The organism is Akkermansia sp. N21169 (assembly GCF_029854675.1).
GTDB lineage: Bacteria > Verrucomicrobiota > Verrucomicrobiia > Verrucomicrobiales > Akkermansiaceae > Akkermansia.
This window is the reverse complement of record NZ_JARWNC010000040.1, coordinates 226,072-249,274: the sequence shown is the minus strand read 5'-3', so window position 1 is coordinate 249,274 and position 23,203 is coordinate 226,072. Positions and strand designations below refer to the sequence as shown.

Below are 23,203 nucleotides of genomic sequence, written 5' to 3'. Positions count from 1 at the left end.
AATTTGAGGAAATATCAGGCAAAAGTTCCGAGAACGAAATAAACTTTTCGGAGAAGAAGCGTTGAATATCGGAGGAGGTTTGTGGCAGTATAAAACCGTAAGGATTCACGTTATGTCGATCAAAATTGAAATGCCTCGTTTATCCGACACGATTATGGAAGCTACCGTATCGCGGTGGCTGAAACGTGTCGGAGACAGTGTCGCAGCCGGAGACCACATCGCCGACTTGCAGACAGAATACGCCGATATGGAACTTCTCGTATCCGACAGTGGCGTCCTGACCCAGCTGAGTGTCGAAGAAGGGAGCAAGGTCACTGACGGTCAGCAACTGGCCATGCTTGAAGAGGATGACTTGGTATCTCCCCCCTCCATTACTCCCAGGATGAGCCCGCTGGCGACAGCCATAGTCCGTAAACTCAATCTCGACTGTTCCGGAATAATAGGATCCGGTCCCCACGGCAAAATCATGTCTTGCGACCTTCACGATGCGGCAGAGGCCAGCAAAAAGGACACCATGCCTATCATGAAAAAGGCCTCCGTCAAAATGCGCGTTTCCTCTGTCGTCGTCCGTATGGACGGTTATTATGCCTATTCCTTCCCGGCGGACATGTCACAGCTGGCTGCCATCAGTATGCCCATCGCCGTCCAGTGTGAAAAACTGATGGGATGCCGCTATTCCCTGTTCGACTACGTTGCCCGTGCATCCGTGCGAGCTTGCCTGTCACGTCAAAGCCGCCCGGATGGAGCAATTGATCTGGTCATGGTTATGGACAAGGGAAACCGCGAGATCCCCGTATCCGAGGCAGCAAACAAGACCATTTACCACATCGCCCGTGCCCGCATCGGAGCGGAAGCCGGGGAACCTTCTCCTGCTTCATCGACAACTCCGTCCATCATCCTGGCCGATGCCGGCCTGCCCGTGCCGAATTTGCGGGAAAAACTGGCATCCCATCCGGAAGCTTTCATTGCATTGGGAGGAACACGGCCCAAGACCGGATTTGAAGCGGGCAAGCCAGTCAACAAGTTACTTCTCCCGGTAACGTTATACATCAATTCAACTCTGCTCGACCAGAGTGAAGCCGCAGGTATTGCTTCGGAATTCAAGACTCTCATGGAAAATCCTGTACTTCTGCTCTTCTGATGAGTCCCTTCTTCCCTGCCCTTACCGCCTTGTTCTCTCTCGCTTTCGGGCAGGGAATTACAGCATCGGCTGCTCCCGATTTTACGGAACGTCCCGCATATATTATTCCGGAGCCCAGGGAAATCATCACAGACGACGGCCTCCTCAAAAAACCGTTCCCAATCAAGAACGTTATCGACAAAAGCCTTGATCCCGAAGCATACGAACTCATCATCACTCCCCGGGAAGCCTTTGTCAAATCAAGCACTCCCGCCGGAAGACTGTATGGACACAGTACGCTGGATCAGTTGATCTCCCAATTCGGAGACAAAGGAATCCCCTGCGGTACGATCAAGGACAGTCCCCGCTATCCCTGGCGCGGCCTAATGCTGGATCCCGCCCGCCATTTCATCCCCGTATCCGACATCAGAAAGTTCATTGATGTCATGGCCTATTACAAGTTCAATAGGCTGCATCTGCACCTTACGGACGACCAAGGCTGGAGATTGCCCGTACCCGGGTATCCCAGGTTGAAAACTATTGCCTCGCACCGCGAGGAGACCAATGGCGACGGCAAGCCGCATGGGGGCATGTACACAAAGCAGGAACTCAAGGATTTGGTCAGGTACGCCGCAGCAAAGAATGTGGAGATCATCCCCGAAGTAGATGCTCCGGGGCACAATGTAGCCCTTGCCGCCGCATACCCGGAATTCATCTGTTTTCCGAATCCGAATTTGAAGGTGTTTACCTCGAATGGAGTAACGAAGGAACTGGTTTGTCCCGGCAATCCCGATATTTGGAGATTCTACACAGCCGTCATCAAGGAACTCAAGGATATTTTCCCCTCCCGCTACATTCATCTGGGTGGTGACGAAGCTCCGGAGGACAACTGGATGAAGTGTCCGAAATGCGCTGCATGGCGCAAGGCTGCCGGGATTGCTGAGCCAAAAGACGGAGATAACAACGCGATGAAAACAGCAGCCCGTCAGGAAATGATCCAGTTTTTTTCCCGGCTGACGGATATCGTGAACAAAGCCGGCAAGGAACCTCTTTTCTGGTACGAGCAACCTATCGCCTCTTATCCGAAAGGATCGACGGTTTACACTTGGAGATTGGGATTGACGCCCGACACGGTTGCCCGGACGCGAAAGGAAGGCTTAAAGCTCATCTTTTCTCCTGGAGAACACTGCTATCTCGACTATCCCCAACTCCCCGGAGACTGGCCCAAAAAAGAACCAGCCGGAGGATGGATGCCTACCACAACCCTGGAACAAACCTACAAGCTGGATCCGGGACGCGGGCTTACGGAGGAAGACGCTGCACATATCGTCGGCGTAGAAGCTACCATGTGGGGAGAGTGCATCCCCGATATCAACAAGGCGTTTTACATGGCTTACCCCCGTGCATTGGCACTAAGCGAAGCCGGATGGTCACCAGCCGACGTTCGTTCGTGGGAACGTTTCCAAGGCAAGCTGGACCAACATCGGAATATCATGCAAAAGAAGTGGAACATCTCCTTGGAGCGCCCTGCCAAAAAATAATCCATTTCCCCCAGCCCTTCTCTCAATTCGTCGATTCCGGATTTGTTCCAGGACATTTTTTCAGTATTCAACAGCAATAAGAAAGCCGCCTTGTTACGGGCGGCTTTCCTGCAATCTTCCAGGTGGAAATTGGAAAATCAGGCCTCATCCTGGCGGGATTCGCCTACGCCGGTTTCCTGCAAGTCAGGTTGGCCGGTTTGTTGGTCATCCCTGGCCTGTTCCTGACGTTCATTGGCAGCGCTTACCGTAAGGAGGCGCCCCATGAAAGGCTGGTCATGCAGAACGGTAACGGCACGAACGGCATCGTCCATGAACTGCATCTCCACGAATGCGTAACCTTTGGACTTATGCGTCCGGGGATTGTAAATCACTTCCACGCTGCGAACGGCGCCAATCCCCTTGAAAAGATCCTCCAAATCGGATTCCGTAGCTTCATAGGAGAGGTTGCCAACGTAGAGGCGGGGTACGCTAACGGGCTGGCGGGAGATGGGAGTCCTGCTTTCGCGGGAACGGGCAATGCGAATATTCGTCCTTCCGGTTTTACCTTCGACGAATCTGGAAGGTGTGTCTTTTTTCTTCTGGAACGGCGGTTTGTAAAGACCGACAAATTTCAGAATTTTCTGCCAGAAGGTAAGTTTGACCGGTTTGGGAGCATTGCTGCGGTTGGGCCTGAATCCGCCTTTGCGGTCCCCGCCTCCATGGTATCTACCCTGTCTGTTGTTGCGGCGCTGGGGCCCATGACCCTGGCGTCCTGATGTATAATGTTGAGACATATGGTACTGTTATTATATGTATGATGCGGTAACTGGCATCCGGGCTTATCGATTCCATCCACGGATGCAGAGCTGCGTCCTTGCCCATTTCCGAATGCATTCAACCCAAAAACGCCCAGCCGCGCGAAATCCCTGCGGCAGAGCCTTCCCGAAGGAAGAGTGAGAGTTGTGTCAACAGGCAGTCTGGTATAAGGACAATTTTCTTTCTCACGTTTTGCCGCCAAGGGCAAGCCGACATATCGTCATTGGTGCGCGAACCACCATTTCGTGCTAGCTCCCTTCCCTCCCGGTGTAGCATTTCAGGGGATTTCGTTCCTACTCAAGAAAACAGATCTCCCCCAGAAAGATGCGCTACCGATACTATTTTTCCTGTTCTTCGGTAATATACTCGGCAAAACGGGTCAGGCTATCTTCGCGCCCGAAGAGAATCAGGATGTCATCGGGCTTGAACTCGAGGTCGGGATCGGGCGTTCCGATAACGGGGTTGCGCGGCATGGCCATGACTCCTTCACGATCCTCCGGCACATCACCGCGACGAATAGTCAACAAGTTCAGTTTGAAGCGGGTTCTGAGTTCGACATCGCGCAACTTGCGGCCGATCCAATTTTCAGGAACAGCCATTTCGACGATGGCATGAGACTCGTCCAGAGGCGTTGCACTGAGGAATTGAGGGGACTGAAGCTGACTTGCGAACTGCCGGGCTGTCACTTGCGCCAGATTGATGAATTTGGCGTTCATCTGTTTGAGGATGTGCTCGTGAACATCGCTGAGGGCGCGGGCATAGATCTGCTTGACACCCATTTGCTGAAGGTAAGAAACAACCAAAAGATTCTCCTCGAAGCTGTCTCCAATGGAAACAATAGCCACGGAATCGTCGTCAAACTCCAATTCCTTGAGAGAATTGGGGTTTGTATAGTCCGAAATAATGGCATAGGTCACTTGGTCCTGGACATCTTCCAGACATTCTTCCGTATTGCCTACAGCTACAACATCCATTTTTCGGGCAGCAAGTTCGAGGCAGAGATTCCGGCCAAACTGGCCAAGTCCGATAACAGTGTATTTCATAGGGGATTAATTCAGGTAAGAGGTATTTTAACGGCGGGATAGTGGAAATGCTTGGGTTCGGGAGTGCCGGCCAGAGCCACAAGAAACAGGAATAATCCTGCCCTGCCAACGATCATGTTAATAATAACGATACATTTGGGAATGTCATACAAGGACGATGTCGCCCCCATCGACAAACCCGATGTAGAAAATGCGCTGCATACTTCGAAGAACATATCCAGAGGAGCAACTCCCTCCGGTTGGAACGAGCATGCCAGAACGGTCGAAGCGCCGACCCATGCACCGCACACGGCAATGGTACACAGGCATCGTTCGATCACGGACTGGTCGATTCGCCTCCGGAAAAACTGAACGTACTTACGCCCTTTGACGACGCGAAACACTTCCCCGGCAACTACGGCAACCGTCGTTGTCCTGATTCCCCCGGCGGTCCCTCCAGGGCTACCGCCGATAATCATGAGTGCGCAAATAATCAGGCAACCCGCCGGCATGTAGAACTCCATGTTGGTAATGGCAAAACCTGCGGTACGGGATGAAATGCTATCGAACAGGCAAACCCAAAGACGCTCCGTCCATGTCATTTCCCTTCCCAAATCCGTATTGACCAGAAACAGGGATAAAGTACCGATAAAAACGATGATCGAGGTGGTACAAAGAACAAGTTTGCTGTACGGAGACCATGGGATTTTACGCATGCGAGCCGTACTCTTGCGTTCCTGCAACCATCGTTTGAAATGATACCAAGCCTCCTGGTACAAGGGAAAGCCGAGTCCCCCCATGGTGATCAGGCACAGGATCACCAACTGGCCCAAGCGGCACGCGACAAGTCCGGGAGCACCGAGTCCTCCCGGGAAAGTTGAAAATCCGGCGTTGCAGAAAGCGGAAACCGCATGGAACATGGCATGCCACCAAAGAGGGCTTGATCCCGGATCCACCCCCTGGGTTTTCCATGTGAAATAGAGAAAGAGAGCTCCGGTCGTTTCCAGGAACAGAGTACTGATAACAATGTGACGGACAGATAGGACAGCAGCATTCAAATTGCTTTCGTCAAAGATATTTCGCAGGAGAACGCGATCCCTGAGAGAAACACCCTGCCCGGCGATCATGGCAATAAAATAGGCGAACGTCATGACGCCCAGACCGCCAATCTGAATGAGACACAGGACGAAAATTTGGCCCGTCAGTGTAAATTGTTCGGCAAAATTCACAGATGAAAGCCCCGTCACGCATACGGCACTGGCACTGGTAAACAAAGCGTCCAGATAGGGGATATCTCCATGAGTGGCATTAGGCAACATCAACAGGCCACTCCCGGCAAGGACCGCACAAATGAGAGAGACGACGAATTGCAGAGCCGGAGGCATCACCGGCTTGCCCTGTCGCTTGATCAGCCATTGAAAGACATGCGTCAGAGAAACGAGGGAGGGGATGAGCACCAAGCCAATCGTCGCGACCAGACGGATAACTTCTCCCTGTTTAATTTTTTCAGGAGAAAGAGTATCCTCTCTCACCAAAAGACCGAAGATCACCAAACAACCGATGATTTGAAAAATGAGGAGGCGCAGCGGAGGTCTTCTTTTTTCCTCGCAATAAACGTAAGCCCCGATAATTCCCACCAAGTGGGCGATTGTCGCCAGATTCAGGGCCATGACGATGTTCTCGTACTGAGCCGTCTCCAAAGGCCAGCCCAATTCCCACAAAACGCAGGCAACCATCAATGCCAGCCCGACGAGGGAGGTTCGGCTGAACAGGTTGTATCGTTTCCGTGCTGTGTCCATGACGAAAGGAGGCAGATGCACAGTTTACCCTTTGTTTCGGCGCTAACAAGCGCAATTTGAGCTTCCCCTCACGGCAAAATAGTGGCTACATGGTCTTCGTGCTGGCAAAACGTATCATTCCCTGTCTGGACGTCACGAACGGTCGTGTCGTCAAAGGTACCAATTTCATCAATCTCCGCGACGCCGGTGATCCTGTCGAATGTGCTATGGCCTATGACAGGCAGGAAGCGGATGAACTCGTCTTTCTCGACATCACAGCCTCATCCGACGGACGAGCAACGATGGTCGATGTTGTTCGCAGAACGGCGGACTGCTGTTTCATGCCCCTGACTGTCGGCGGCGGCATTCGGAAGGTTGAGGACATGCGAGAAATGCTTTTGGCCGGAGCCGACAAAGTTTCTCTGAATACGGCAGCCATTAATCGTCCAGATCTCATCAATGAAGGGGCTACGGCGTTCGGCAACCAGTGTATCGTCGTCGCTATTGACGCCAAACGCCTGGCCTCCGGCAAATGGGGAGTGTACACCCACGGCGGGCGCAACTTCGTCGGCCTGGATGCCGTGGAATGGGCACTCGAAGCAGAACGTCGGGGCGCCGGGGAAATCCTGCTGACCAGCATGGATGCCGATGGAGCCAAAGCGGGTTACGATATTGCCCTGACGCGAGCCGTCAGCGAAGCTGTCGGCATACCGGTCATCGCCAGCGGAGGTGCCGGCAACCTGGATCACATGGTCGATGTCCTCACGGAAGGCAAGGCCGATGCTGTCCTGGCAGCCTCAATCTTCCATTTCGGCGAACATACGGTACCGGAAGCCAAGGCCTATTTCACAACGAAGGGCATCCCCGTACGTCCCCTCTGCTAAGCCAACGGAAACATCCGGGCAAACAGGTTTCGGTCCGGATGAATTACACCGCCGCCGAGAGCTTCCTGTTTGTTTCCTCCAAAGGCATCGGATACGTTGGTTTTTTCCAATCTTTTCTTTCAAGCACGTCTTCCCGTTACAATGGAGAAAGATTCATCGCAGAGAGTACGTATTCCTGTCCGTGATCAAGAAACTCTTCATTTTATCCTCTCTGTCCCTGCTGGGGCCCGTTCTGGCATTTGCCCAGCCGAATGAGAAACCGTTTGTCATTCCCGAACTCAGAGAGTGGGTCGGAGACGAGGGCATATGGCAATTCACCGGAGGAACGGCAATTGTCATCCCCAGTGTCGTTAAGGATAAGCTCATGCCTGTTGCTCATGAATTTGCTGCGGATATCAAAACCATGTTCGGACGGGAGATCCCCGTGCGCATCGGCCAGCCGAATCCCGGAGATATCATTCTCTCCCTAGGGGAACTGCCGAACAAAAACGAAGAAGCGTATTCTCTTGATATCGATGAAACCGTCAACGTCATCGGCAATGATCCGAAGGGAGTATACTGGGCAACGCGCACCATGCTCCAGCTTCTTGAACAATCCCCCGAACTTCAATTGCCCAAGGGCAGAACTCTGGACTACCCGCAATACCCGATCCGGGGATTCATGTTGGACTGCGGGCGCAAATTCTTCACGATCAACTTCCTTCAAGACTACGTCAAGTTCATGGCTTACTACAAGATGAATACATTCCATATTCATCTGAATGACAATGGATTCAAGGTTTTTTTCGACGAAGACTGGGATAAGACCTATGCCGCTTTCCGGCTGGAATGCGATACCTATCCAGGCCTGACGGCCAAGGACGGTTCTTACACCAAGGCGGAATTCATCAATCTCCAGAAGCAAGCGGAAAGCAGAGGCGTCAACATCATTCCCGAAATCGACGTTCCCGCCCATTCTCTGGCCTTTTCGCACTACAAACCCGAAATAGGCAGCAAGGAATATGGCATGGATCACCTGGATCTTTTCAACCCGGAGACTTACACGTTTATGGACGGATTATTCAAAGAGTATCTCTCCGGCCCCAACCCCGTCTTCCGCGGCAAACAGGTTCATATCGGCACGGATGAATACTCCAACGCCAAAAAGGAAGTCGTTGAAAAGTTCCGTTCTTTCACCGACCACTACATTCGCCTCGTGGAAAGCTACGGCAAACAGGCAGCAATCTGGGGTGCTCTGACCCATGCCAAAGGAGATACTCCGGTCAAAGCGGACAATGTTCTCATGTACGCATGGCACAACAACTATGCCCAGCCTAAAAACATGGTAAAACAGGGATACGACCTTGTCAGCATCCCGGATGGCCTGCTCTACATTGTCCCGGAAGCAGGATACTATTACAATTATCTCAATACGAAGCATCTGTATAATTCCTGGGAACCCAATCAAATCGGAAACGCGAAATTCGAAGAAGGCGATCCGAAAATCAAAGGCGGCATGTTCGCCGTGTGGAACGACCACGTCGGCAACGGCATTTCCGAAAAGGATGTCCACCACCGCGTCTTCCCCGCCATGCAAACGCTTGCCGTCAAGATGTGGACGGGAGGAAGAGGACTGCGACCCTTTGAACAATTCGAATCACTCCGCCAAAATCTCAGCGAAGCCCCCGGTGTCAATATCATGGGCCGAGTCAGAAACGGCAAGGGTATCATCCTGCAAAAAGAAACCCTCGCTTCCGGGGAAAGCACCGGGATGAAGGAAATCGGTTATGGATATCGCGTAGACTTCACATTGAAAGCGGCAGACAATCCCAAGGGAACCATCCTCTTCCAGTCCCCGAATGCCATGGTTTACCTCAGTGACCCGAAGGAAGGAAAACTCGGTTTCGAGCGCGACGGTTATCTGTACACCTTTGACTATACGGTACCTCTGGACAAGGAGGTCCAACTGGGTATCGAAGGAGATAGCCGGAGCACCAAATTGTATGTAAACGGACAATTGAAGGAATCTCTCGACATCATCCGTGTTCCACGCGGAGGCAAAGACAAGGCGATCGCCTGTGTTCGCACCCTCGTCTTCCCGCTTGAGAAAACAGGAAACTTCAAGGGCGAGATCAAAAATCTTACAGTTACCGTTCCGTGAATCATTCAGGATTTCCGCTTGTCCCGGGAGCCGTCGATTAGTCCAGCTACGCCGGTTTCCGGGAAAACTTTCCTAGAAGAGGAGGAACAGAGGGAACCTTACTTCCAAAATGAGGAAGGAGATAAATCCGAGGGAATTTCCGTCCCTTCGTGCAAAAAAGCGGCCAGTGCCGCAGCTGTCCACGGCGCAGTCGTCACACCCTTGCTGCCCAGCCCCGAGAACACGTATTGCCCGGCCAATCCCGGGATAGGGCCGGCAACCGGCTGGCTGCGGCGGATAATCGGACGGACGGCGGCCCGAGCCCTCAAATAGCCAAGATCGCTGCCTTTGTATCTGCGAACGATACTGAGCATTAGCTCTTGTATGGCTGGAGCCTCCGGAACGCCCGGATCATCCCAAGACCACGCATAGGTGGCACCGAAACGCCAGATACCGTCCCTGTGTACCAGCCAATGACCAAAATGCAGAATACCCGATTTCCACTCCAGTTCAGGCAGTGCCAAATCGAGAATCGTCCCCTTGGACGGTCTGCCCTTCAACGGAGCCATGGCTGGGTGAAGTCCGGCCTCCCAGCCCGTACACCAGACGACATGGGTATATCTGCCTCCATCCCACAGCCACGCATCGCCATCCGACACGACAGATTCTGGCGTTACCACACCTTCCTTCAATCTGCCTTCGGAAACCCACAAGGCACGAGCTGCATTCACAAATCCTTCCACATGGAGAACAGCAGCGCCGCGCGTATAAGCCGCGCTACCCTTGCCATTCCAACCTTCCGGCCACGGAAACAAGGGACCGGCATAAGCGGATGAAGCTTCGTCCATCTGGCGTTCTTTCCAGATTTCAAGCTGATCCTCCGTTTCCAATTCCCGGAAAATAGGGGTCTTCTGCCACCATGATCCGTGAAGTTCTCGTTCCGTTTCAGGATAAAATCCGGCAGCGGCAGACAAACACTCAGCCTGCCTCCAGCCCGGACGAAAAGCTCTACCCGTCATCGGATTGACAAGACCGGCAGCCACGCGGGAGGCCGTCTCGCCCAAGGGCTTGTCTACTACCATGAAGTTCACGCCTCGTCTCTGCAATTCCCATGCAAGACAGGTGCCGGCAATGCCTTGACCGATAATTAGAACATTCATGGAAGTAGACGGAATCATCATGAAAGGATCAGGCAAGAGCCGCAACGACGGCATCGCCCATGCCGGACGTATTGACGCGGATTTCCCCCGGAGCTCCTGTCGCGAGATCGCCCGTACGATATCCGGCGGAAATCACCGAACGCACGGCTTTGTCGATGGCATCGGCTGCTTCGGTCTCACCCAAAGAATAACGCAGCAACATGGACAGGGAAAGAATCTGGGCGATCGGGTTGGCAATGCCCTGACCAGCAATGTCGGGAGCAGAACCTCCGGAAGGCTCGTAGAGGCCGAAGAACCGTCCTTCTTCTCCACGTCCCTGGCAAAGGCTGGCACTCGGCAACATACCGAGGGAACCGCAGATGATAGCCATTTCATCGGAGAGAATGTCTCCGAACATGTTTTCCGTAACCAACACATCGAACTGGGATGGGTTCTTCACCAGTTGCATGGCCGCATTGTCTACATACATGTGGTTCAGGACAATATCAGGGTAGTCTTTTGCCACTTCAAGAATTGCATCACGCCACAACAGGGAGCTGGTCAACACATTCGCCTTGTCCACACTCGTCACTTTTTTCGAACGACCACGGGCAGCTTCAAAGGCGACTTTGGCAATACGAATCACTTCGCTTTTGCGGTACCGGAGCGTATCCACAGCCACTTCATCGTCGCCTTCCGCTTCACGAAAACGAGGAGTGCCGAAATAGAGGCCGCCAGTCAGTTCGCGGACGCAGAGTATATCGAATCCATGGGGAATAATCTCGTTCTTAATCGGAGAGGCATGCGTCAATTCCGGCAGGCATACACCGGGACGCAAGTTGGCGTACAAGCCGAAATGCTTGCGGAGAGGAAGCAAAGCGCCGCGTTCCGGTTGCTCGTTGGGGGGAAGATGTTCCCATTTAGGGCCACCGACGGAACCAAACAGGATGGCATCCGCTTGTTCACAGGCTGCCACCGTTTCATCCGGAAGGGCCTTACCGCAATTGTCGATGCCGGCACCTCCGACAAAATGTTCTTCATAACTCACGGAAAAACCGTAACGGGAACTCGCCGCCGCAAGGACTTTCAGAGCTTCAGCCATGACTTCCGGGCCAATGCCATCGCCAGCCAGCACGGCAATATGGTGCTTGTGATCGTTCATACGCCGACCAGATTGCTAGCAGCAGGACAGAAGGTCAAGTCCGTGAATCATAATCCTGGAAATAATGTTCACTTTGTCACAGACTGGAAAAAATGTTGCCATCTTAGCGCAAATGTCTATGCTGAACCATGTTCCGGCGGGAACGGAAGAGGTTTTACGGTTATCTTGCGAATGCTTACTCTTCGGCACATGTTCGATGTAGGATGACCGGCGCAGCTTCTGGGGCACGAGCCATTGTTCACGACCCCATGCAACGGAAACGAGCCTTTCGGCCCTTCACGTATCCCGCCCGTTCTCAAACAAACCTATTCAATACTATGTCCGGACATAATAAATGGTCCAAGATCAAATATACGAAGGCTGCCGCCGACGCTAAAAAGGGGAAAATCTTCGCTCGCTACGCCCATGAAATTACGCTTGCCGTTAAACAGGGAGGCAGCGACCCGGATATGAACCCGCGTTTGCGGGCCGCAATCGACGGAGCCAAGTCGGTATCCACTCCCAAGGAAAACATCGAGCGCGCCATTAAAAAAGGTGCCGGAGATATGGGGGGAGCCGCAATCCAGGAAATCACCTACGAAGGCTATGGCCCGAACGGCACAGCTCTTCTCATTGAAATTGCCACGGACAACACCAACCGTTCCAATTCGGAAATCCGCACGATCTTCACCAAAAACGGCGGTTCCATCGCCACTCCCGGCTCGGTCGCCTACCAGTTCGACCGCAAGGGAGAAGTCCGTCTCCTCTCCGAAACTTTGGACGAAGATTCTTCAATGGAACTTGCCATGGACGCAGGTGCCGATGATGTGGAACCCGGCGAGAACGACAACGAATGGGTTTTCACCACTCCTCCCACGGAACTTGGCAATGTGGCCTCAGCCCTGCGCGCTGCCGGTCACATGTTGACATCCATGAAGCTCATCTACGTTCCTCAGAACGTCACAGTCATCACGGATCTGGAAGTCGCCAAAAAAGCAACCAGACTTTTCGAACTTCTGGACGATTATGACGATACGCTTAATGTCTTCTCCAATTTTGACATTGCTGAAGAACTCCTTGAGCAACTCGACGCTTAAAACGGGGACTTCCCCATTTCCCCCCACATTTTTTCATGTCTGATACTCTCCCTGAAGGGACGGCTGAAGGTTCCGAACCCATTCCCGCCCCTAAAAAGAGGGTTGTCCGCAAATCGGCAACTCCGGCATCCGTCCCGCGCAAAACAACCGGTCGTAAAAAAACGGCCGATACGGAAAAACAGGCCTCTGCAACAACAGTAAAGGCTACGGATTCCCTTGCCTTGGAAACAGCTTCAGCCGCCGAAGAGCCAACTGTTCCCCCCAAACCCAAGGCAGTCGACCGCCGCAAACGTACCGTTAAAGCCTCCAAGGAAGGAGATCAGGCTCAAACAACTGCGGATCTTCTCCCTGCCCCGGTTCATGAAATTCCGGCGGGAGAAGGAGAAGTCCCGGTCAAATCCGTCCGGAAACGCGTCGTCCGGAAAAAAACCGTAACGGTAGAAATCCCCGAACAACCGGATCAAACTGCCTCATCCGTGTCCGAAGATGCATCCCCGGAACCTAAACAGCCATCCAACGAACAAACGAAGGACGCAACCGTAGCCCGGGAACAAGAAGAATCGCAGGAAAACAGCCGCCAGGATCGAGATGGCTTTCCTAAACAGCAGGGGCAGGGCTTCAACCGCAATAACAAATTCCGGAACAACAATAACAACAAAAGAGGACGCCGCGACAACAACCGCAATTACCAGCAGGGTGATCGCCCCTCCGTCCGTGAAAATCTGCGTGACGCCCGTACCCGCAAGAACAACAACAACGACGACAACCGCGAACAGTTATCCCCCCGTCAGCCCATCGAATACGGCCCTCCGGAAGAAGTCGACGGTTTGCTGGAAATCACGCCCAAAGGATTTGGGTTCCTCCGTACTCAGGAAACGGGGTTCGAGCAGGCAAGGGATGCCGTGTATGTCTCCAACGAAATTATACGCACCCATGGCCTCCGCCATGCCGTCTGGCTTCACGGGATTGCCCGTCGCCATCCCAAAGGCATCCAACTCACGGAAATCACCTCTGTCAACGGTAAAAACTGGGAAGAAGCCCGCCTCCTGCCCCATTTTGACGAACTCAAAGCAGTCAATCCCAACAAACGCATCATCTTTGAAACGACGCCCGAGCGCTATACCACCCGGACACTCGACCTGATGGCCCCAGTCGGTCGCGGCCAGCGCGGACTGATCGTCGCCCCGCCCCGCACCGGGAAAACGACTTTCCTCCAACATATGGCGGAAGCTATCCGCGAGAATTACCGGGACTCGATGCATTTAATGATCCTTCTGGTTGACGAAAGACCGGAAGAAGTCACCGAATTCCAGCGCAACATCCAGGGAGCCGAAGTCTATGCATCCTCGAACGACGGCAAAGTCCGCGATCACTGTCGTCTGGCCGAACTTTGTATCGAACGAGCCAAACGCCTCGTCGAAGCCGGAGAACATGTCTTCCTCCTGATGGATTCCATCACCCGCTTGGCACGAGCCTACAATAATGCCGATAAAGGCAGTGGTCGGACGATGTCCGGCGGGATCGATGCCCGTGCCCTTGAAATGCCGCGCCGCCTTTTCGCTGCCGCTCGCAATACGCGGCAGGCAGGTTCTCTAACAATAATCGCCACTGCCCTGATCGAAACGAACAGTCGTATGGACGATCTGATCTTTCAGGAATTCAAAGGGACGGGCAACATGGAACTCGTTCTCAACCGCCGCATCGCGGAGCAGTACATCTATCCCGCTGTAGATATACTAAAGTCCGGCACGCGCCGGGAGGAACTCATCCTGCCGGAAAACTGGTTGTACAAAATCCATCTGATCCGTCGTGCCCTGGCTGGACACAAGCCGGTTGAAGCAATGGAGCGTTTCCTCTTTTTCCTGAGGAAGTACCCCAGCAACACACAGATGCTCATCGATCTCAAGCAAAGGGCTTAAAAAAACTTACTCAAGTTCTTTATCGCCATCTCGACCACCGTGTCGGGATGGCGATTTTCGTTAAAAAGAACCTCCGGTAAAGATCCAGCAAGATCACCCGGCGGACGACGCCAAAGTCTCTCTCACATAATACTCTTGCGAGTCAAACGAGTCAGGCTCAACACCCAGACCAACGCCAGAGAGATAGCAAAAGCCACACCGGCAATCAGCGGAATCTTCACATAGGCAGCCAGGGGAATCCCGATCAGCAGGTCATAGGAACACTGTACCAGCACGAAGTGGCACAAATAAATACCGAATGTCAGAGCCGCCACTTTAGTCAGGAACGGATTGGGAGATATCCTGATCTTTTGCACGACGATAAACATAGCGTAAGTCATCATGAAAACATTGATGCCTGAAAAGTACCAGCAGATCTCCAATTTCGCAGCATCTCCGGGGAAATTCTTCTGGATTTCCAAAAAACCGAAAAGCGTAATGGCATAGCCTGCCAGAAACAAAGATCCGGCTACGGACAAAGTCTTCGTCCAACTCCATTTCAAAGGATATTTGACCAAATAATGGGCAAGAACCATGTAGCCCATGAAACCGGAGAAGTAATAGAATGTACCGTATGGGTTCCAGTCACACACCCCCAAAATTCCCATGTTGCCGAAGTTTCCCTCATAGCCCAGGAACGGAGCCAGCATCTGAACATAGGGAAGGCACATGCTACACACCCAAAGCTTCAGGAACAATTGAATGTCCTTGCGGCTCGCTTGGTTCAACCAACCTCCGATAATCGGCATAAACAGGTAGATGCCCGCAAGCATGTAAAGGTACCACAGAGGCGTTGTATCATAATTGAAGTTAAAGATGAACGTGTACAACTTCGATAACGTCGCTTGCCAGGTGTAAGTGGACATGTCGATATTGGGATTGCTCGTCTGAATACCGGTGGAAAAATAGCCATAGTACATCAGCGGCAGAGCCAATGACCAGACCACCAGCGGAATCAGTATCCTCTTCAAGCGTTTGGAGTAGAACGTCGCCGTATCGCCGGTTATCGGGAACAGGAGAACCCCCGAGATCATCGCAAAAAGAGGAACGCACGGTCTAACCATGCTGCCCCAAAAGGCTCCACATTGAAAATCAAACATATCATTGGAGGCATTGCCGACAAAAGGATCACAGCAATGAGCCAGCACAACAAGGAAACAGGCAAAGATACGCAGAACATCAACCCATGCCACGTGAGAGCCATGGGATTGCGGGAGAGGGGTATTATTCATAAATGGTCAAAGGTATATAGAACCACAGGAGACTTCTTTCTCTATACGAAATCTCCTGTGCCAATCTATCAATATTCATCCACAGACGGGAACAAAACTTTATGGCACCGCCACTTTTTTCAGGATAGGATATCTGGACTTATTGGTAGGTGACAAGGCGTAAAGCCGCTCTCCCACACGTACCATGTAAACCGACTCGTCCCCATCACCTGCAAATGTATGGACATGTCCACTCGGAGACGATGAACGGTAGGAAAGGAACTTGCGGACTCTGATATTACCGGGATCCCATGTTTCCAACTGCTTCTTGTTTTTCAAGGAATACATCCAGTGCTTGCCTCCTTCCTCCTGCCAGACACCGGCAAGATCGGCGCCAACGGAAGAATGTGCATCAGAAACAAGTCCTCCGGAGGAAAGAGTATTAATGTACCGTCTCAACTTCTCGGCCGTATCAATTTCTCCTGCCTCCAAAACATCCCGAAGAACCTTGCCCAAGTAGTTTACATATTTGACCGTGTCGGCATTGCATGCTCGGACATAGCGGGTTTTGTACATCGCTCGGGCTTTTTGGAACTGATCCGCCAATGTTGATCCCTGCGTGCTCTCGGCCATCTTGAAAAGCATGAGATCCACCGCCTTGTTCGACGCCGTATATTGGACAAGCGTTGTCGGATCGACAAAAGCCCAAACTCTCTCCCCGCCCTCCAGAACAAGAACCTCCGGATTGGACAAGTTCATATTCACCTTGCCAAGCGTCTTCGTCCAACGTTTCTTGGAATCATGAGCATACATATACAACTGAGGATGGATATAATGTGACCAGAGATTGGGAGAAACCCAGGCCCCTTTCATAAAATAAGACATGGGAGAAACTCCGCCCTCCTCTCCCGCCGCTGGTTCGGGATTGTTCTTCAATGCCTCGCAATATGCCTGAATAGCCTTGGCAGTCTCAAAGTCGGACATCTCTATGCATTTCATCTGTAATCCCTTCATCTCAGTCACATGCGAAGCAATAAGCGGAGCACAGACAGTCCGTATCCGCTCCCGGTACTTGGCATCCATGCCACGGATGCGCTCGGGGAGCTCATCCGAAAAACAAATTCCTGAAAAAATGGCCGCAGCCAAAAGGAAAAATGAAACTATACGGAAATACATTCTACTCAGTATATAGGCTTTTCCTCCCCGAAGAACAATCACCTTTTCATCCATAGCGGAAAATCATTGCCTCCATACCCCGAATATGACAATTAATTACCAAACTACGGCAAACCAACCACACCTCTTCTCCCTCCTCCCCCCAAAAAACAGGGTAACCGACGCTCCATGCAATCGGCTACCCTGAAATTCAATAGTCAATCCTGCAAAAAAACGCAGACTTAACGATTAATACACATCGCGCTGATAACGCTTTTCCTTGCGCATGGCATCAACATAGGCAACAGCCTCCTCCGGAGACTTTCGGCCCCATACTTCCACCACCTTGACAAGGGCGGCGTCCACATCCTTCGCCATGCGGGAAGCATCGCCGCAAACGTAGAAACAGGCTCCGTCTTCTAGCCACTTCCAGAGGGTTTCCCCTTCGCGTTCCATCAAATGCTGGACATACACCTTCTCAGCCTGGTCGCGGGACCATGCCACCGAAAGCTTGAGCTTGCCGGCTTCCACCAGTGCCGTCAATTCGTCTTCATAGCAGAAATCCGTCGCCTTATACGGGTTTCCGAAGAAAAACCAGTTGCCGCCCGTTGCTCCGGATACGACCCGTTCCTCCAAAAAGGCACGGAAAGGCGCAATACCCGTTCCAGGCCCCACCATAACAACCGGCTTGGAAAGATCCTCCGGCAGACGGAAATTCTTGTTGCTGTGCACAAACACGCGAGCCGTATCGCCCGGATGCACGCGATCCGCCATAAAAGTAGAACACACACCGCCACGCTTGCGACCATGCGTCGTATAGCGCACCGCGCCCACGCACAGATGCACCTGGCCGGGATGAGCATTCGGACTGGAAGCAATCGAATACAACCGGGGCATCAGCTTCTTCAGACAGGCAACCAGAGCTGATCCGTCTTCAAAAGAAACCGGGTAATCGGATGCCAGATCCAACACGTCACGACCCCAGCAATAGTCGGCAATTTTCTCCTTGTCAGCAGAGTCGACCAACGCCTGTAAATCGGCATTGCCGGCAACTGCGGCCCATTTGCCAAGCAAAGATTTGTTAAGATTCGTAATGTCGTAGCCGGAAACAAGAGCATCGCGGAGAGAAGCAGCCCCTCCGTCGGGCATCGACACCTCGCAGCCGGGGCAAAGACCAAGCCGGGCAATCAGGGCATCAACCAACTCGGGATCATTCGTGGGGATCACGCCCAAAGCATCGCCCGTCACGTATTCCAGCCCGGAGCCGGTCAAGTCATATTCAATATGGATGGTTTCCTTAGGGCTGCCTTCACCCGTGATATGTTTGACAGCAAGGACGGGAGCCGGGAACGGATTCTTCTTTCCGTAAGGTTCGGTAGTCATATGTGGGAACAATAATAGATACTGTAAAGAGAGAGAAACAAAAAAAGAGATATATTACCAGCGAATCGCCGCAGCAGCCCAAGTCAACCCCGCGCCAAAGGTCACGATAATAATGTGATCCCCCTTCTTGAAACGTCCTTCGCGATGCGCCTCATCCAAGGCAATCGCACAGGCGGCGGCAGACGTATTGCCGTATTTCTGAAGGTTGACAAACACCCTTTCCTGAGGAATGCGGAGCCTTTGGGCAACGGCATCAATAATACGCAAATTGGCCTGATGGGGAATAATCAAAGCAATATCGTCCGGAGTCAACCCGGCTCGCTTAATCACCGTTTCCGCCGCAGCCTTCATATGCAATACAGCATGACGAAACGTCTCATTACCACGCATCGCCAGCGTCGCCAGGCGTTCATGAGCGTTTTCCGGCGTAATCGGACAAGCGGAACCGCCACCAGGAATACGAAGCAAATCGTGCAAGGAACCGTCCGTGCCGATATCCGTCGCCAGAATAGCGCCGTCATCCGGCTGGTCGCCAAGGCGCAGAATCGCCGCCCCGGAACCATCGCCAAAAAGCACGCACGTCGAACGATCCTCCCAATTAACCACAGTAGAAAGCTTTTCCGCGGCAATAATCAACGCCGTCTTCGCCTGCCCCGTACCGATAAACTGCACAGCCGTTTTCATCGCATACATAAACCCGGAACAGGCTGCGGAAATATCAAAAGCAATCGCATTCTTCGCTCCCAGATTATTCTGGATGTAGCACGCCGTTGCAGGAGTAAACGTATCGGGCGTCACCGTCGCCACAATGATCAAATCCAGATCTTCGGCCGTAATCCCCGCATTCTCCAGGGCACGTTCGGCCGCTTTCGTCCCCATATGGGACGTAAACTCACCCGGGGCGGCAATGCGGCGTTCCTGAATCCCGGTCCGTTCAATAATCCATTCATTTGACGTCTCAACCATCTTCTCCAAGTCGGCATTCGTCAAACGGCGTTCGGGAACATAGGAACCCGTACCGATAATGGTCACAGGCAATCTTTTGAATGGGGTGTCTGATGTGGCTTCCATAGCAGTAAACCTTGCTGAGAACACGTTACAGATATGCAACGTGAGCGGATTCTATGCCATCCGCCCCGTCAAGGCGAGCAGAAAAGACACCATCGCCCGGGCAGACACACTTGAACGTTCTCATTTCAACCAAATTTTCCAAGTCCAACCGGATATCTGACCCGAAAAACCACAACCGGACAACACAGCAGAAGAATAAAACGAATACGTGCAACCACCCCCAGTTCCTCTCTGTCGACAACCTAAAGCAGCCACGCTTGCTGGCCGTCGCGAGGAAGAGCCGCCCCCACCTTCTCATAGGCCGAAGGCATCGCCACACGACCGCGCGGCGTCCGGGAAATATACCCCTGCATAATCAAAAACGGTTCATGGACATCCTCCAGCGTCGATGCATCCTCACCCACAGCAACCGCAAGCGACGACAAACCGACCGGTCCTCCATTAAACTTATAGATCATCGCCTCCAAAAGGCGCTTATCCATCTCATCCAGACCATCGGCATCAATCTCAATCATACCCAATGCCGCCACGGCCACCTCCGAAGTAATCACCCCATTCCCCCTCACCTGCGCAAAATCGCGAACCCAGCGCAACAAAGAATTAGCCACGCGGGGAGTTCCGCGCGACCTCAACGCTATCTGACGAACCCCCTCATACTCCACCGGCACATCCAACAACCCCGCCGAACGAGTAATAATCGTACACAACTCCTCCGCCGTATAATAATCCAGGCGGTTCACCAACCCGAACCGGGAACGGAGGGGACTCGTCAACATCCCTGCACGAGTCGTCGCCCCGACCAACGTAAACTTCGGCAAATTCAATTGGATCGATCGAGCACTCGGGCCCTGGTCAATAATAATATCCAACCGGAAATCCTCCATCGCCGGGTATAAATACTCCTCAATCGCCGGATGCAAACGGTGAATCTCATCAATAAACAGAAGATCTCCCTTCTCCAAATTCGTCAGAATTCCGGCCAGATCACCCGCCTTTTCAATCTGAGGGCCGGACGTCGTATGAATCCGGTGCCCCACAGCATTCGCAATAATATTCGCAAGCGTCGTCTTCCCCAACCCCGGCGGTCCGCTCAACAAAACATGATCCAACACATCGCCGCGTTGCCGCGCCGCCTCCACCATCAACATCAAGCGATCCTTGATCTTCTCCTGGCCGCAGAACTCACTGAACGCAGGAGGTCTCAGCGACAGATCAAACGAAGTCGTCGGAGCCTCGGCCATCCGGGTATAAAGAGATTCGCCCATAACCGTTACAACCCAACCCCAAACACCCCTCCTCCGTCAAGGACAGACTGCCTCCTAGTGAAAAAAAAATGCAGTAACTACAAATTTGTCTTGTCATCCGCCCCCATCCCACCTAGACTCTGTCCACTTCCTACAAACGGGCAGGTGTCAGAGTGGTCGAATGAGCACGCCTGGAAAGTGTGTGTACTGGCAACAGTACCGAGGGTTCGAATCCCTCCCTGTCCGCCATTAATTTTCCGCCGCAATATATTTGTAATGAGTATATTGCGGTTTTTGTTTACAGGAGTATGGGGAAAATAATGGGAAAAGTTGAAGCAACAAATTGACTTTCGCCTAATTATTCAGATACTGATTCTATGAATATATTGGAACCATAAAATTATGTAAATCATCAAATGATAGTCTATCTCAATTTCTAAAAACCAATATGAAAAAAACTATTGCTTTTGCAAGCTTGATCGCGGTGACATTGAAATCGTTATGTATTTAAAATCAATAGAAGCACAAAATTATCGTTTGCTGAAAAACGTGCGGCTAAATGTTGATAAATCAGCAACACTGATTGTGGGAAGCAACAATGTGGGGAAAACTTCTCTGATAGACCTTATGGAGAAAGCAATTACTAAAGAAAAGCTCTCTTTTGATGACTATCCATTTTGTCGTAGGGAAAAGTTTTATCAAGGAATATGGGATCTGCTCCTAAAGAAAATTTCATATGAAGACTGGAAACAAAATATTGATCTAGTTTCGATTTGTTTCGTTGTAGATTATTCTGAAGAATCAGATGAAGATCAGCTTGGGACCCTAACGCCATTTATTATTGATTCGGACGATAATATAAGCGATGCAAAGATAGAAGTGATCTATAGTTTATCGACAACTGAAGAAAGACTCAGAACATGGGTTCATGAAGAAGGTATTACCCTTTCTGCAATGTCTGATTCGGATGATCTCTCTCAGGAAAATAAAGAATCTATTAGAAAACTGATTAAAAAGAGATTTCGAGATATATTTGAATGGAAAGTCAGAGCAGTTAATCCTAACGATCCTGAAGATGTTTCAATACGATCACATAAGGAATTAGAAGATTTATTTCCTCGGTTGGTTATTGCTGCAGAACGTGACATAGATGAGTCAGATGGAAAAAAACGCAAGCCATTAACAGATATTTTAAATCGTCTTCTTGAAACGAATGATGACGATGATGATGATATTTCTGAGGGGAAAAAACAACTGAGAGACTTGCTGGAAACTAATGGACAACACGTAGAAAGTCGTGCCAATGAAATTTTGGAACAGATCATGAAAAAAGCGGCTGCATTTGGGTATCCTAGACCAGAGCTTGATTTATTGTTATATGCACGAACAGATATATCATTGGAAGAACAAGTTCTACATAGGACGGAATTAACATATAGAGAATCCGAAAATGGTGAAGAATTACCTGGGTCTCATAATGGTTTGGGGTTTAAAAATTTGCTCAAAATGATGTTTGTTTTGACCGAATTTGCAGTAAAATTAAAAAATGTAAAAATAGGCGCAATCCCTCTGTTATGTTTGGAAGAACCAGAATCTCACATGCATCCTCAATTACAGCAAATATTTGTACAGCATTTAAAAAGCTTTTTGGATGATGCGAAGTTGAATAATTTGCAGGTATTAATGACAACTCATTCTTCTCATATCGTCAATGCTGTTAAGTTTGACCAAATACGATATGTTCAACGGAAAAAACATGAGGTCAACTATCAAGATCTAAGTGATTTTAGCAAGGAACATCCTACTAATGCTGATTTTATACATAAATATTTAACTATCAGTAGATGTGATCTATTTTTCGCAGACAAAGCCATATTGGTTGAAGGTGCTGCCGAAAGGCTTTTACTCAGGGACATGATCAGGAGATGTTGCGAAGAAGGAAAATTTGACGAATTCGATTCTTCTCGAAAGAGAGCAGAATCAAAACGATGTATCAATTTAGCTTCTCAATATTGCACAATGATAGAAGTTGGAGGTGCTTTCGCCCATTTGTTTATACCCTTAATGAAGTTTCTTGGTATACCTACATTGATTTTAACAGATTTGGATTCGGCCGAGCGTATTGATCAAAAAAATGGAGTCAAACTAAAAAAAGTTCCTGTTAACAAAGGCACTTGTACGACAAATGCAACTTTGAAATTTTGGCTTGCTCAACTAAAAACCTATGATACAGCTAATATGGAGAAAGATAATCTTGAGTTATTTTTGACCCTAAGCGATGAAGAGAAAACAATAGAAAATATACATTTAGAGTATCAAACAGAAGAACAAGGATATTGTGCGCGCACTCTTGAAGATGCATTAATAAATACTAATCGCTCAATATATGGATTAACAACTTTTCCGACGGAAGATGATATTGAGAATCTTGTGAGTAAAAAAACGGATTTCACCTTAGAATTATTGCAAAAAAACTATATTATGCCTTCCTACATGGTAAAAGGTCTTTGTTGGCTAAATTTTGCTACTATCTGCAATTAGATAA

At 50.8% G+C, this 23,203-nt stretch carries 17 protein-coding genes and 1 tRNA gene; 8 read left to right on the top strand and 10 right to left on the bottom strand.

The window, feature by feature from the left end; translation table 11 throughout:
• Window positions 1–112: 112 nt before the first annotated feature.
• Both QET40_RS10215 and QET40_RS10210 read left to right on the top strand, forming a co-directional pair.
• Window positions 113–1,141 (top strand): biotin/lipoyl-containing protein, encoded by a 1,029-nt coding sequence (locus QET40_RS10215; protein ID WP_280127065.1) that lies wholly within the window; start codon window positions 113–115, stop codon window positions 1,139–1,141.
• Window positions 1,141–2,661, top strand: coding sequence for a beta-N-acetylhexosaminidase (locus QET40_RS10210; RefSeq protein ID WP_280127064.1), 1,521 nt, complete (start codon window positions 1,141–1,143; stop codon window positions 2,659–2,661). The genes QET40_RS10215 and QET40_RS10210 overlap by 1 nt, the downstream gene beginning before the upstream one ends.
• 137 nt (window positions 2,662–2,798) lie before the next feature.
• Here the strand turns inward: QET40_RS10210 and QET40_RS10205 are convergent, their stop codons facing one another.
• From QET40_RS10205 to QET40_RS10195, 3 genes are all read right to left on the bottom strand, one after another.
• Window positions 2,799–3,434: an RNA-binding protein gene (locus QET40_RS10205; protein WP_280127063.1), complete on the bottom strand. Its 636-nt coding sequence runs from the start codon at window positions 3,432–3,434 to the stop codon at window positions 2,799–2,801.
• 360 nt (window positions 3,435–3,794) lie between these two features.
• Window positions 3,795–4,499, bottom strand: a complete 705-nt coding sequence (locus QET40_RS10200) for a TrkA family potassium uptake protein (protein WP_280127062.1) — start codon at window positions 4,497–4,499, stop codon at window positions 3,795–3,797.
• Between the two features lie 11 nt (window positions 4,500–4,510).
• Window positions 4,511–6,277 carry a potassium transporter TrkG gene (locus QET40_RS10195; protein ID WP_280127061.1) on the bottom strand — a complete coding sequence of 589 codons (1,767 nt, stop codon included), beginning with the start codon at window positions 6,275–6,277 and terminating at the stop codon, window positions 4,511–4,513.
• Between the two features lie 98 nt (window positions 6,278–6,375).
• Between QET40_RS10195 and hisF the strand changes: the two genes are divergently transcribed.
• Window positions 6,376–7,140 (top strand): imidazole glycerol phosphate synthase subunit HisF, encoded by a 765-nt coding sequence (hisF, locus tag QET40_RS10190; protein ID WP_280127060.1) that lies wholly within the window; start codon window positions 6,376–6,378, stop codon window positions 7,138–7,140.
• Window positions 7,141–7,315: 175 nt separating this feature from the next.
• Window positions 7,316–9,280 carry a family 20 glycosylhydrolase gene (locus QET40_RS10185; protein WP_345783074.1) on the top strand — a complete coding sequence of 655 codons (1,965 nt, stop codon included), beginning with the start codon at window positions 7,316–7,318 and terminating at the stop codon, window positions 9,278–9,280.
• 98 nt (window positions 9,281–9,378) lie between these two features.
• On the opposite strand, the gene QET40_RS10180 is transcribed toward QET40_RS10185, so the two are convergent.
• Entirely contained in the window at window positions 9,379–10,419 is a 1,041-nt protein-coding gene (locus tag QET40_RS10180) for an FAD-dependent oxidoreductase (protein ID WP_280127058.1), read from the bottom strand.
• A 28-nt stretch (window positions 10,420–10,447) separates the two neighbouring features.
• Window positions 10,448–11,560 carry a 3-isopropylmalate dehydrogenase gene (gene leuB / locus QET40_RS10175; RefSeq protein ID WP_280127057.1) on the bottom strand — a complete coding sequence of 371 codons (1,113 nt, stop codon included), beginning with the start codon at window positions 11,558–11,560 and terminating at the stop codon, window positions 10,448–10,450.
• 317 nt (window positions 11,561–11,877) lie between these two features.
• Here leuB and QET40_RS10170 point away from each other — a divergent pair, with 317 nt between their 5' ends.
• Complete coding sequence (locus QET40_RS10170; protein ID WP_280127056.1) at window positions 11,878–12,636, top strand: YebC/PmpR family DNA-binding transcriptional regulator; 759 nt, start codon at window positions 11,878–11,880, stop codon at window positions 12,634–12,636.
• Window positions 12,637–12,671: 35 nt separating this feature from the next.
• The gene (rho, locus tag QET40_RS10165) at window positions 12,672–14,555 is read left to right on the top strand and encodes a transcription termination factor Rho (RefSeq protein ID WP_280127055.1); all 1,884 of its coding nucleotides are present in this window, start codon (window positions 12,672–12,674) and stop codon (window positions 14,553–14,555) included.
• Between the two features lie 122 nt (window positions 14,556–14,677).
• Here rho and QET40_RS10160 read toward each other — a convergent pair whose 3' ends face one another.
• The 5 genes from QET40_RS10160 to ruvB form a co-directional block, all read right to left on the bottom strand.
• On the bottom strand, window positions 14,678–15,826 hold the full coding sequence (locus tag QET40_RS10160; RefSeq protein ID WP_280127054.1) for an acyltransferase: 1,149 nt from the start codon (window positions 15,824–15,826) through the stop codon (window positions 14,678–14,680).
• A gap of 99 nt (window positions 15,827–15,925) precedes the next feature.
• Window positions 15,926–16,888: a hypothetical protein gene (locus QET40_RS10155; protein ID WP_280127053.1), complete on the bottom strand. Its 963-nt coding sequence runs from the start codon at window positions 16,886–16,888 to the stop codon at window positions 15,926–15,928.
• A 321-nt stretch (window positions 16,889–17,209) separates the two neighbouring features.
• On the bottom strand, window positions 17,210–18,343 hold the full coding sequence (locus QET40_RS10150) for a sulfite reductase subunit alpha (protein ID WP_280127052.1): 1,134 nt from the start codon (window positions 18,341–18,343) through the stop codon (window positions 17,210–17,212).
• 54 nt (window positions 18,344–18,397) lie between these two features.
• Window positions 18,398–19,414, bottom strand: a complete 1,017-nt coding sequence (locus QET40_RS10145; RefSeq protein WP_280127051.1) for a beta-ketoacyl-ACP synthase III — start codon at window positions 19,412–19,414, stop codon at window positions 18,398–18,400.
• Window positions 19,415–19,656: 242 nt separating this feature from the next.
• Entirely contained in the window at window positions 19,657–20,679 is a 1,023-nt protein-coding gene (gene ruvB / locus QET40_RS10140) for a Holliday junction branch migration DNA helicase RuvB (RefSeq protein ID WP_280127050.1), read from the bottom strand.
• 138 nt (window positions 20,680–20,817) lie between these two features.
• Here ruvB and QET40_RS10135 point away from each other — a divergent pair.
• A tRNA-Ser gene (locus QET40_RS10135) sits at window positions 20,818–20,907 on the top strand.
• A gap of 252 nt (window positions 20,908–21,159) precedes the next feature.
• Window positions 21,160–23,199: an AAA family ATPase gene (locus QET40_RS10130; RefSeq protein WP_280127049.1), complete on the top strand. Its 2,040-nt coding sequence runs from the start codon at window positions 21,160–21,162 to the stop codon at window positions 23,197–23,199.
• The last annotated feature ends 4 nt before the right edge of the window (window positions 23,200–23,203 follow it).

Excerpts from the sequence above, each read along its gene's own strand:
- QET40_RS10215 (WP_280127065.1), top strand. The coding sequence starts at position 113 with ATGTCGATCAAAATTGAAATGCCTCGTTTATCCGACACGATTATGGAA.
- QET40_RS10210 (WP_280127064.1), top strand. The coding sequence starts at position 1,141 with ATGAGTCCCTTCTTCCCTGCCCTTACCGCCTTGTTCTCTCTCGCTTTC.
- QET40_RS10205 (WP_280127063.1), bottom strand. The coding sequence starts at position 3,434 with ATGTCTCAACATTATACATCAGGACGCCAGGGTCATGGGCCCCAGCGC.
- QET40_RS10200 (WP_280127062.1), bottom strand. The coding sequence starts at position 4,499 with ATGAAATACACTGTTATCGGACTTGGCCAGTTTGGCCGGAATCTCTGC.
- QET40_RS10195 (WP_280127061.1), bottom strand. The coding sequence starts at position 6,277 with ATGGACACAGCACGGAAACGATACAACCTGTTCAGCCGAACCTCCCTC.
- QET40_RS10180 (WP_280127058.1), bottom strand. The coding sequence starts at position 10,419 with ATGAATGTTCTAATTATCGGTCAAGGCATTGCCGGCACCTGTCTTGCA.
- leuB (WP_280127057.1), bottom strand. The coding sequence starts at position 11,560 with ATGAACGATCACAAGCACCATATTGCCGTGCTGGCTGGCGATGGCATT.
- QET40_RS10170 (WP_280127056.1), top strand. The coding sequence starts at position 11,878 with ATGTCCGGACATAATAAATGGTCCAAGATCAAATATACGAAGGCTGCC.
- rho (WP_280127055.1), top strand. The coding sequence starts at position 12,672 with ATGTCTGATACTCTCCCTGAAGGGACGGCTGAAGGTTCCGAACCCATT.
- QET40_RS10160 (WP_280127054.1), bottom strand. The coding sequence starts at position 15,826 with ATGAATAATACCCCTCTCCCGCAATCCCATGGCTCTCACGTGGCATGG.
- QET40_RS10155 (WP_280127053.1), bottom strand. The coding sequence starts at position 16,888 with ATGGATGCCAAGTACCGGGAGCGGATACGGACTGTCTGTGCTCCGCTT.
- QET40_RS10150 (WP_280127052.1), bottom strand. The coding sequence starts at position 18,343 with ATGACTACCGAACCTTACGGAAAGAAGAATCCGTTCCCGGCTCCCGTC.
- QET40_RS10145 (WP_280127051.1), bottom strand. The coding sequence starts at position 19,414 with ATGGAAGCCACATCAGACACCCCATTCAAAAGATTGCCTGTGACCATT.
- ruvB (WP_280127050.1), bottom strand. The coding sequence starts at position 20,679 with ATGGGCGAATCTCTTTATACCCGGATGGCCGAGGCTCCGACGACTTCG.
- QET40_RS10130 (WP_280127049.1), top strand. The coding sequence starts at position 21,160 with ATGTATTTAAAATCAATAGAAGCACAAAATTATCGTTTGCTGAAAAAC.